8 protein-coding genes are annotated in these 11225 nt (G+C 39.4%); 2 read left to right on the forward strand and 6 right to left on the reverse strand.

Annotated features, from left to right (window positions below; all coding sequences use genetic code 11):
- Nucleotides 1–44 precede the first annotated feature (44 nt).
- From MTBBW1_RS23060 to MTBBW1_RS23075, 4 genes are read right to left on the reverse strand one after another with little or no spacing between them, the layout of a single operon-like run.
- Nucleotides 45–1076, reverse strand: coding sequence for a tetratricopeptide repeat protein (locus tag MTBBW1_RS23060; RefSeq protein ID WP_087881835.1), 1032 nt, complete (start codon nucleotides 1074–1076; stop codon nucleotides 45–47).
- Entirely contained in the window at nucleotides 1063–1398 is a 336-nt protein-coding gene (locus MTBBW1_RS23065) for a hypothetical protein (RefSeq protein WP_080807923.1), read from the reverse strand. Before MTBBW1_RS23065 ends, MTBBW1_RS23060 begins: the two co-directional genes overlap by 14 nt.
- 26 nt (nucleotides 1399–1424) lie before the next feature.
- Nucleotides 1425–2420: a hypothetical protein gene (locus tag MTBBW1_RS23070; protein ID WP_139786878.1), complete on the reverse strand. Its 996-nt coding sequence runs from the start codon at nucleotides 2418–2420 to the stop codon at nucleotides 1425–1427.
- A 20-nt stretch (nucleotides 2421–2440) separates the two neighbouring features.
- Nucleotides 2441–3307 carry a hypothetical protein gene (locus MTBBW1_RS23075; protein ID WP_080807929.1) on the reverse strand — a complete coding sequence of 289 codons (867 nt, stop codon included), beginning with the start codon at nucleotides 3305–3307 and terminating at the stop codon, nucleotides 2441–2443.
- A gap of 477 nt (nucleotides 3308–3784) precedes the next feature.
- Between MTBBW1_RS23075 and MTBBW1_RS23080 the strand changes: the two genes are divergently transcribed.
- Nucleotides 3785–5452: an HDOD domain-containing protein gene (locus tag MTBBW1_RS23080; protein WP_080807931.1), complete on the forward strand. Its 1668-nt coding sequence runs from the start codon at nucleotides 3785–3787 to the stop codon at nucleotides 5450–5452.
- A gap of 141 nt (nucleotides 5453–5593) precedes the next feature.
- On the opposite strand, the gene MTBBW1_RS23085 is transcribed toward MTBBW1_RS23080, so the two are convergent.
- Nucleotides 5594–7687 (reverse strand): cyclic nucleotide-binding domain-containing protein, encoded by a 2094-nt coding sequence (locus tag MTBBW1_RS23085; RefSeq protein WP_080807935.1) that lies wholly within the window; start codon nucleotides 7685–7687, stop codon nucleotides 5594–5596.
- 165 nt (nucleotides 7688–7852) lie between these two features.
- Entirely contained in the window at nucleotides 7853–8641 is a 789-nt protein-coding gene (locus MTBBW1_RS23090) for an aspartate/glutamate racemase family protein (protein WP_080807939.1), read from the reverse strand.
- Between the two features lie 1015 nt (nucleotides 8642–9656).
- On the opposite strand from MTBBW1_RS23090, the gene MTBBW1_RS23095 reads away from it, so the two are divergent.
- Entirely contained in the window at nucleotides 9657–11093 is a 1437-nt protein-coding gene (locus MTBBW1_RS23095; RefSeq protein WP_080807942.1) for a trimethylamine methyltransferase family protein, read from the forward strand.
- Nucleotides 11094–11225 lie beyond the last annotated feature (132 nt).

Raw genomic sequence — 11225 nt, forward strand, 5'->3', positions numbered from 1 at the left:
TATAGACGGTGATCGGTGAACGGTGATCGGTAAATTATGAAATGCTAAATAACACCCAGGTCAATGGCTTTTATTACCTGTTTTGCCTCTATAAAGCTGTTGTCAATTTCTACTGCTTTCTGGAACAACTCCCGCGCCTTTTCCATATCTTTCATGTCAAGATGAATTCTACCGATATTGTAATAAATGTTCGGTTCATCAGGGTGGACTCTCAATGCTTTGTTATAGTGGTTTAAGGCAGTTCTGTGGTCACCTCTTCTTCTGTATATGACCCCAAGGGAATTAAATACATTTAATGAATCAGAACCAAGTTCAAGAATTTCGTTAAGAATCTCTTCTGCATGCCCGTCATTATCCCTTTCAAGGTGTATCTGTGCCGCATGGCTCATGTACTCATCTGCTTTATCATTTTGTCCAAGTGCTCTGTATGCACGCCCCATCTCTTCGTATGCTTTTGCAAAAAGCCTGTCAAGCTGGGTGGCTTTTCTGAAAGCTGCAATGGCTTCCGAATATTTTCCCTGAATGCTCTTTATGTAGCCGATATTATAGTAATATTCAGGGTTTTCTTTCTGGTTGATAATATTCTGGATCTCATCTATGGCTTCACTGAATTTTCCTTCATCTATAAGCTCTGAAGCTTTGTTAACCTCTTTTTCAGCTTTATTCACAACCTTGGCTCTTGGTTCACTGAGTGTGGTTGTGATTTTTTCCTTCAGGGTGGTAAGGGTGCAGGGCATGACGAGAAGACCCGTTACTCCTGCCTGGCCGGCTTTCAAAACTTTTAATGTAGTGAAGGCAGGATCTGTAAGAAAAAACGGCAAATCTTCGTAGCCCTTTTTTTTGCGGATCATTCTTAAAAAGCTAAGTCCGTTTATACTGTTCATTTCATATGCAGATATTATGCAGTTTATTTGTTTTTTTGTGGTGGCAAGAACAGCTTTTTCATCGTTTTGTACGGAAACTGTGTCAGGAAAACCCATTTTGTGCATGGCTTTTGTCAACCCAGCCAGTGTTTTAGGATTTTCATTTACAATTAAAATTGTATATTGTTTTTCTTTGACTTCAGATGCGGTCAAGATATGGCCTCCTGTTTTCTTTCTCTATGGGAAGATCGCCATTTTGGTTGAGGAGTTTTGTATCTTCAATAATGGCTTTGATTTTTTTAATTATCTCAGGGTTAGGTTTTGATGAGAGTTGAAAAATTGAATAGCTTGACAGCCTGGTATTTTCTCCGTGATATGTCAATATTTGCATGGCAATTTTTTTATATGCGTCATTAGGGCTATCTTTAGCAGTAAATTTCATTTTTTCAAAAAAAATTTCACCCCATGAATTTCTTATGAGAAACTCAGCATATTGAGGTATGGCAGGCACATCATTTTCAGAGCTTGCAATCATTCCCTTATCAGGTGTATTTTTAGATCTTATCTCTGATTGTTTTGTTGTTTCAACAGATTTGTCCTTGATGTTAATCTTTTTTTATTAACGGTTGGCATAACAAGTATGACAACTATTTTCTCCCAGAAAGGAAGTGATGCAAAAGGGGCATCTGAAAGAGGTATCCAGGGTTGAAGATCAAGATATATATCATCAGTATCAGCTTTTTTGTTAAGACTTGCAGTTATTTTAAGAGTTGAGCGCATCTCCATTCTGGTTGTCCCTCTTATGTAGAGGTGATTTGCCATGCTCCAGCCAAGGGTCTGGAAAAAATGTTTTGAAGTAAATAGTAGTTTTGTTTCCGGTATAGCGTTTTGATTGTTGATCTCTTTTCCCTGTTTCTGTGAAAAAAGTAGCCATTCTATTTCGTTTTTATCTGATTTGTCGCTGTTGCCCCGTGCCAGCATGATAAGATTCGTATGCGGTGCAAGTTTTAGGTAAATTGAGCAGGATGGAATAATATTATCTTTTGTTTCAATTATTTTACGGGCTTTATTTTTCAGAATATATAGGTCATCATCGTTTTTTTCCAGGGAAGATCTATGGGCTGCAATATCCAGATTATTTTTGACAATGCCTTTATTCTTTTGAGAAACACTTTCATTCTTTTGGGAAATATCTTGATTGTTTTGGGAAATGCCCTGATTATTATTCGAGTGTGCAAGGGACATTTTGTATAACCATGAGAGTCTGCTGATCATTGTTGTATCAAACAGCTTTTTTTCCGATTCTGGCCAGTTCTGGTAGGCAAGCAGCTTTTTTAGTCGTTTGCTGTCAAGTTTCCATTTCATTATATAGCGGTCAAGGATTTTTCTTTTTGGAGACTCCTTTGGTGGAAGAGTGACTAAAGGAAAGCCGCATAGCCTGAAAAAAATTGCAACTTTAATCTGTGCAATGGCTCCTGGTTCGTTGAGCGCATCACAAAAGTCAAGTACTCTCTCAAATGCAAGAATGTAGGGATCTGCTGCATAGTCATCAATAATGGATTTTGAGAATTTCTCTTTTACGCGGTCACAAAGAAGCCTTGAATCTGATTTTTTTTGTCAGGAAACTCTATATAACTTGCCGTTACTGTGGCTTTAATAAGTGATTTGACAGGATCATAAGGTGCTTTGCATATCTGCCACAAAAGACCCCTTTGGATTTCATCAATGGGAATACCCTTGAGCATGCCAAGATCTATGAATTCTCTGTTTTCAAGTGCATGTTTTTTCCATATCATGCAAGTTTCATCATCCAAATCAGTTGGAATAACAGCCCATAACGGAATCCTTCCAGAGACCATTATGAATGTTCTGTAAAACTCCTCTTTGATAAGCATTTTGGGTACAGTTATGATCTCATCTTCATCCCCTTCATCAAACTGATTATTAATGAGGTTATGTGCATCATGTAAAAAAAATGATACTTCTTGAGAATATTGTCTCCTGCTGTAAATTATTATGAGATTAAGCTTTTCTTGCAAGGCATTGAAACGGTTATTGTCAAATCTGGATCTGTCAATGATTATCCAGAAGTCAAAATCAGATTTTGCAGATTGAGTAAAGGTTCCAAGGCTGCCTATGTGGTAGATGGCCTGAACAGCAGGGTCATTGACAGGCATTTTCATAAGTTTTGCTGCATGAGGGTTTTTTGTTGAAATATCCTTTGCAAAGCCTGAATTTTCAAAATTCCATACACCGAAAATATCCCCGGCTGATTTGACATAGGCCGGAAATTCAGGTGAGTTAACATGGATAAGAAAGGGTATCTCCCTGAAAAGATCCAGTTTTTTTTGGGGAAGGTAACGGATCATTTCACGCAATCTTACAATATTGTGAAGAATAAAATTTTTTTTCTGTTTTTCAATAGCGTCTCTGATATGTTCCATTATATTCCCATTAAATTTTTGGCTTCTTTCATTATCCGTTTTTTACTTTCCGGAATTGCATGGCCGTTTTTCAAAGTGGTCATGAATCATGGTTTTATAAGAAAGTCCCTGTCTTTTAAGGCTCTAAATGACTTTCATGCTTCGTTGTGGCAGATGGAACTGCCATGACCGTTATTAGAAAGTCTCCATCACATGCTGATAGATAACGACTTTCATGTTTCGTTGTGATGCGTAAATAAACATGGGGGTTTATTAAATTATTATTATGTCAATTACATTCTTCAGGCAATAATTTTTTACACTATTATTTAAGGCTCTATTGGCACTTTAATGTCAAATGTGATATGCAATAATCGTTTTATCGTGAAAACAGGCCAAATCATTTTGGCATCATTGTTCGGGGTGCTTGATTCTGCAATCCCGATTTGCTTCAGGTCTGCTATGTGTGAAAGATTCAAAATGGAGATAAACTAAAATATGGCTGTGCAGACATCAATGGAAAAAAATGCCAGTGGACGTTCAGGCATTGAGCTTGATTTGATTAAGCTTCCTGATTTACCAGAGCTTAAGCCCGAGGCTGTCGGAGCAGATGAAAATGGTTCTACCATGATACTTCTTTCCGATATTCTTGATGATCTTGATAAGAAAATGAAATCAGGAAATTTTTTGCATACCTTCACAGCGCAGATTGAAGAGATCAACCGTATGATAAGGATGAAATATGCTTCCACCAAAGATATTGCATCAGTGATTTTAAAGGATGTTGCTCTCTCCTCAAGGGTTCTTTCAATTGTCAATTCATCCTATTATGGCCATTTCAGTCAGAAGGGAATTGCAAGTATCTCCGAGGCCATGGTTATCCTTGGAACAGAAGAGGTTCAGCAGGCAGCATCAACTCTTTTGCTGTTTGAATTTATGCAGGATATTGCCAAAAGTGAAATGCTCAAAGAAAAATCCCTTGCAAGTCTCATGAGAGGTATGATGGCCCGTGATGTAGCAGAGGCTGCAAAATATAAGGACAGGGATGAATTTCAGCTTGTTGCAATGCTTTATGACATTGGAGAACAGATAATCCTTTTTTGTGATCCCGAGGCATACCAGCGTATTAAAAGGGTCTCCATGGGAAAGAAGCAGGATATGGAAATTGTCTCCAGAAAATTGCTTGGAGCATCTTTTGCACAGATAGGTCAGGGTATTGTTGCCAAATGGGGATTTCCTTCTCCTGTTGTGGATGCCATTCGCCCTTTTAAAGAGTTCAGAATGGATGCAAATTTATTAACATCTGATAATTTAAAGCGCCTTGTGGCATCTTTTACAAATGAAATGTGCAATATTGACTGGCGCCTTGACCTTTCCGACAGGGAAAGTCAAATAGAAGGTATTGTCAGAAAGTATGGTAATCTCCTTGATGTCGGGGTATCAATGGCTTGTGATCTGCTTGATTCTTCCTTGAAAAAGATAGAAAATCATGCCAGGGCATTAAAAATTGACCTTAAAAAAAGTCGCTTTGACCGCCATGGTTCCATTGATAAAAAGCAGATTGGAGGCTCGGTGGGTTTTGATTTTGAATCAATGGACATAAAGGAGCATGATGATATAAAAGATGTTTCTCCTTCCCTTGATACAGATCGGGTGGAATGGATTAACGGGCAGATAACAAAAATCGAAAATATTCTTAAAACCAGGTATAAGCTGAGTCAGGTTCTTCAGATAATCATTACAACAATATACAGAGGTTTCTTTTTTTCTAAAATTGCTATATGTATTATGAACAGGCAAAAAGGTACTATGGAGTCACGTTTTGTGTTGGGTGATGACTACGAAGGATTTGGTGACCGGTTTTTATTTGATGTATCTGAAGATGCAAGTGATGTGTTCAACAAGGCCTTGAATACAGGGGTGGATATAATTGTTGAAAATATTCATAACAGGGATGATGCATCAAAAATACCTGACTGGTATCTGAAAGGAAATTTTGCTACTTCATTTTCCATATATCCCCTTGTAATAAAACAGAAAAAAGTGGGACTTCTTTATGTGGACTGGGAAAAGGATAGGTCTCACCTTTTTTCAAATGAAGTCAAGCATTACATGCATCAGTTGAAAGTCATGACGGTTATGGCCATAAAAAGCAGCAGGTGTTAGAAATACAAAGAGCAGGAGTGCATCGTCAAGACTAAGATTTAGGTTAATGACCTTTATAATTGTCTTAAAATATTCGAGATATAGACACGTCAACCCTAAAATTAGGATTTGACACAGCAGTAGGTGTTAGATTACAAATCACTATCCTCTCTTCTCATCAACCCTGCTGATTCCTTCCATAAGAAGCCGCATGAAATGTCCAAAGGGTGTTTTTCCCCTGTCATTTTCAGGAAGTTCAGAGACGTAGGTAAACCTTCCCTTACTCTCCTCCAGAATATGGTAGAATGCCCCAATATCCTTCTGACTTTCACCATATTTTGCAGCAATAAGTTCGCCATTTAGAAAAGATATGCTTGCTTTGCCTGTTTTGGGAAAAGTAAAAGAGATAACGCCTGTTTTGCGGCCAAGGTTAAGCATTTGAAGAAGTTCTGGAATGCTGTTTTCTTCAAGGGATCCTGAAAGACCGGATTTAAGGTATTCTGTCTTTGCCTTGTCTGCCTTTTTAAGGCGGTTGCTCAGGCGTTTGCTCAAAAGCCTTGCAAAATACATCTGAAGCCCGGGATATGTTCTGAGAAGACGTATGAATTCTTTGCCGTTCAGGTAGAGAATCCTTGCTTTTTCAAGAACTTTTATGGTGGCGTTAACAGGATCTCCGCTAATAAGGCTCATCTCCCCAAAAACATCCTCACTTTGCATGGTATCAAGGACATTTCCCTGTTCATCCATTACATCAACTTTTCCGGATATAATTATGTGCAGGTTTTCACCTGGCTCGCCTTTTTGTATTATTATCTCCCCTGGCATGGCTTCACGAAGCTTAAGGTGTTTGACAATGCTCTTAATCTCATGATCCTCAAGGGATTGGAACATGGCATAGTTGGACAGAAGTGATGTCAACTGATTATCATCTTTGCCGCTCTCTTTTTTTGTGCTGTTTTGTCTCTTTTCTGAAGTCTCATCCTGGCTCTTATGTTTCTCATCTGATTTACTTTTGGCAAAAAGTTCCCGAATCTCTTTTAGCTCTGTTGCCACAGATGCTATGCTTTCAACTACCTGATTGAGAAGCTGGTTTGTTTGAAGGATCATCTGGGTTGTTTCAGGGATTTCACGAAGATTGGCTGACTTATCAACAATTCCCATTTTTGGGGAATCATGTGGAGTATTTTCATTTTCACTGTTTTCAGCATTTAACCCAGCGTCAGTTTTTGTTCGGGAAGGGGCATTGTCAGGGGAGATCTGATCATTGTCAAGGGGTTTACCGCTGTATTCGTCTCCATTTTCATAATGTCCGGATGGATGGTTTTCAGGGGTATCTCCTGATGTTGAAGCAGAGGAATAGCGATCATCTAAAGCTGCCTTCTGCTCTGATGCTTCGGGCAGGAGATTGGTGGAATTTGTTGTATCTTCCGGTTTTTTGATGGTTGTGCGAAGTTTTTTTGCAAAGAATGAGAGGCATTTTTCCCAGAATGTTTCCATTTCAAGGGTCAAATTTTCCTGATTCTTCTTTTTGACAAGATTTTCAGCAATTTTTTTTATGCTTTTGGAAGCAGATGTGTTGGGATATAGAGTGATAAATGGTTTTTGCTTTGAAACGGCTGAGACCACATTTTGATCACGCCCCATGACACCAATGGGAATTAATTTTAAAGATAGGTATCTTGTACATGTAGCTGCCATTTTACCCAGTGCATTTTTTGCACTCTGGATTCCTGGAGACTGGTTTATGACGATCATTACAGGCTCCCTGAACCCGTTAAGGGTCAGTATTTTAAGAAGGGAGTAGGCATCGGTAAGTGATGTGGGATCAGGAGTAATCACAAGGACAAGTTCTGAAGATGCAAGGCAGAAAGAGATAACATCCCTTGAAACACCAGCGGCAGTATCAACTATGAAGTAGTCGTAGGTGTCAAGTTTTGAAAATTCCGTGATGAGCTTTACTACCTGGTTTGCATTGAGGTTGGCCATCTCTTCAACACCGGAACTTCCAGGGATAATATCCATGCCAGGGTAGGGCTCTATGATGATGTCATGAATATCTTTATTATGTAATATGACATCCTTAAGATTATATTCAGGATAAAGCTTCAGGAGGATATTTATGTTTGCAAGGCCGAGATCCGCATCAAACAGGCAGGTTCTGTAACCAAGCGCGGCAAGATGTATGGCAAGATTTGCACTTATATTGGTTTTTCCCACTCCACCTTTGCCACTGGTTACTGTGATTACTCTTGTCATAGTTCAATCCTGATCATAAAGATATTGTGTTTCTGATAATGATCTTGCGGGCAGCTTTGAAAAAAGAGCTGAAATGTTGATCTATGTAAGAGCTATAATCAATAAGTATGTTTATTGTCAATATTTTTCATCTGCATCCGGTAATACCGGATACAGAAAATAACATCAAACGTGTCCGTAATAATCCCTGTGTGCAACCACGGAAAATGCGTAATCAAGAATGGTTCCCCAACTGTAAACCGGCAGATCCACTGCCTGTTGAATGGCACGGGCAAAGGGCTGCATACCGGTACACTCAAGCATTATTGCTCCGACTGTCGGGTTCTTTTTGCACATATCCACGCATGCGTTAATCATTTGTTCTTCCTGTTTCTGATAAGATGCTTCAGGGCGTTCTGGCCGTACTTCCCAGCTCCACAGCATGTCAAGCTCACTGCACGCATAGTCATCGCTTGCACCTGCAATTATATAATTGCTTCCGGGTGTTATACCCACCTCTTTAAGATGTCTTTCTGTGAGAAACTGCCTTTGATAGCAGAGAATGCCAACATTTTTTTCAGGGCCTATTGTATTCTGTATAAAAGGCACCTGAAGAAGGCTTGACATAAAGACAGGTATATCCACAAATCCTGCAATGGCTTTCTGAAAATATGCAAAATAGCCGCATTCAGCCGCAATCGCCCTGCAACCCATGCGTTCCAGTTTTTTTGCAGCCTTTTGGATGGGAGCAAGACATGGCGTTTTGTCCTCTTCCCACAGAAGAGCCTTGATATCTATGCCTTCTACAATTTCATACTGTATTGGATAGGGAAAAGCACTTGCGTTTCTTACATCACCTGGAAAGCCTGGATAGACATCATCTAAAATCATTATACCGATTCCCATACCATAGCAGGAGTGGTTTTTTCGGGTTTTTATATGAGAAATACCGTAGTCTCTGGTCTGGTAAATCATTTGGTACTCCTTTCTGTATTAATTTTTTCGATTGTGGTGGGAATCGGCCATGTCTGTTAAGGACTCAAAATCGACATCTTATTGCTTTTTCAGAAGTTATTGCAGTTGTCTGAACCAGGATAACCAGGATGGATAGGATGCTCAGGATAGATAATCCTGCCTTATCTTGTTAATCTTGGGAATCCTGGTTCAGACAGTGTTGACAAGGCTTACAAGATCATAGTTGTCGACTTTGAGTAAGGAATTAGCACGAAATAACATTCCCATTTTAAAACCTGCATGTTCCGTGATTCAAGGAATCTGCCTTATGAAATGGGTAAGTTTATATGAAAGTCTTGGTAACAGCCTGTTTTGAAAATGACTTTCATCCCTTCGATTGTGGCGGTAATCCGCCATGTACGTTATTTAAAACCTATTCCTAAATAAAAATGTGCGGGCGAATTCTGCATTGTTCTGACAAATACCAGTGAATCGTTTTAATCAGTATGCTGTCAGGAAAAACAGCACACCAGAAGAAGCCATCAGGAAGAGAAACATTGGAATTTTTCAGTGAGAGGTTTTGCCCGCACATACATGAATTGATAATTTTTTTGAGAAATTCATGTATGTGGAAAAAAAAGCAAATAGCGTGCCGCTTATAAATGTGGCAAAAATCATCATTTCAGAGACTGTTTTAGTGCCGGAAGTGTATTTTATAAAATTTATTTTATTTTTCCGCTATCTTTTATCAAATATCTTTTAACTTATTTAGCAAAAAATCAAATATGCTTTAGTTATAGGATGCTTTTTGTCTGGCATGCATATTGCTATTAACAATCAGAAAATATTGAAATAAATAACATTTTTATTTGTTCCGAATTCCATCTACTGTTCTTTCAAGGTTTGATTGTCGGGTAGCAAATGCCTCTTAGCTTTGCATTGACTGTAAAATCACCCGACAGTTTGAACTTGAAGAAGCACTACACATAATCAAAAAATATGTACACCATATTATAAAAAATAAAGGAGATATATCATGGGAATGATGACGGATGAACTCTATTTTAAACCCAGGCTTATGGTCATAAATGATGATCAAATAGCGCAGATCCATGCCGCAACTCTGGAAGTACTTGAAAGAACCGGTGTAAAGATGACCCATAAAGAAGGTTTGGAAATTCTTGGAAGTGCCGGTGCAAGGGTAAATGGAGATCGTGTCAGAATTCCTGGATGGATGCTTGAAGATGCTATCCGCAAATCCCCGTCCCGTATTGTACTTGCAAAGCGTACCGGAGAAAGAACTGTTGCACTGGAGCGGGATAAATCCTATTTTGGCCCAAGTCTTGACTGTGTTGAGTATCGTGATCCTGAAACTGGTGAGAGAATGCCATTCAGAAGTGACCATGTCAAGGTTACCGCAGCTCTTTGCGATGCACTTCCATCCTTTGACTGGTGTATGACCATCGGTATGGCAGATGATGTTGATCCACATATTGCAGATCGTATTATTGCCAGAAATGTAATGGAATACTGCGAAAAACCACTGGTGTTCTGCTGTAAGGATGCCAACAGTGTAAAAGATATTTATGAAATGGCTCTGCTTTTGTGCGGTGGAAAGGAAAAATTTGATCAGGCTCCAACCATTGTTCAGTATGCAGAGCCGATTTCTCCACTTGTATATTATGATCCTGCCGTTGATAAATTGATCTATTGCGCAGAAAACAATATTCCTTTGATCAATTTTCCGGCACCCCAGGCATGTGGTTCAGCACCTGCAACATTTGCCGGAGCCATAGTTCAGGCAAGTGCGGAATCATTAAGCGGGCTTGTGCTGCACCAGCTTGTAAATCCAGGTGCTCCCTTTATATATGGAGCATTTACAACCATCATGGACATGAGAACATCAATATTCTCCTATGGAGCCAATGAGATGAGTCTTATGACAGGTGCACTTGCCCAGATGGCCCAACACTATCAGATTCCTTTTTTCGGCACAGCCGGTGCAACAGATGCAAAATTTTGTGATGCCCAGGCTGGTGCGGAGGCCGCATTTCAGTGTCTCTCATCTGCTGCCATTGGTTCCGGTCTTGTTCATGATTGCAGCAGTTGGATGGATCATGGTTTTCTGGCATCACCGGAATATATGGTGCTTGTAAATGATATTGTTGAATCAGTGAAATGCTACATGCAGGGTATTCCAGTCACAAAGGAGACTCTGGCGCTGGATATAATTGACAAGGTAGGCCCTGGTGGACACTATCTCCAGGAAAAACACACAATGGAACATTTCAGAAAAATTAAATATTCCAAGCTGTTTGAGCGCATGGTAAATGCAAAATGGGTCGAAGGCGGCTCAAAACGATTTGAGCAGAGACTAAATGAACTGACTCTTGAAAAGATGAAGCACAGACCAGCACCTTTAAGTGATGAGGTAATCAAGGAGCTTGACAGAATGCAGGCCACATGGAAGTAGTGCATTATCAAAGCTAAAAATTAGGGTTCGGTTAATTGTAGAGACAAGGCATGCCTTGTCTCTACGTTGCAGATAACCCTAAAATTTAGCATTGAAAGTTCAGTGGCCTGATATTGCTGGAGAATTTCTTAC

Source organism: Desulfamplus magnetovallimortis (assembly GCF_900170035.1).
GTDB lineage: Bacteria > Desulfobacterota > Desulfobacteria > Desulfobacterales > Desulfobacteraceae > Desulfamplus > Desulfamplus magnetovallimortis.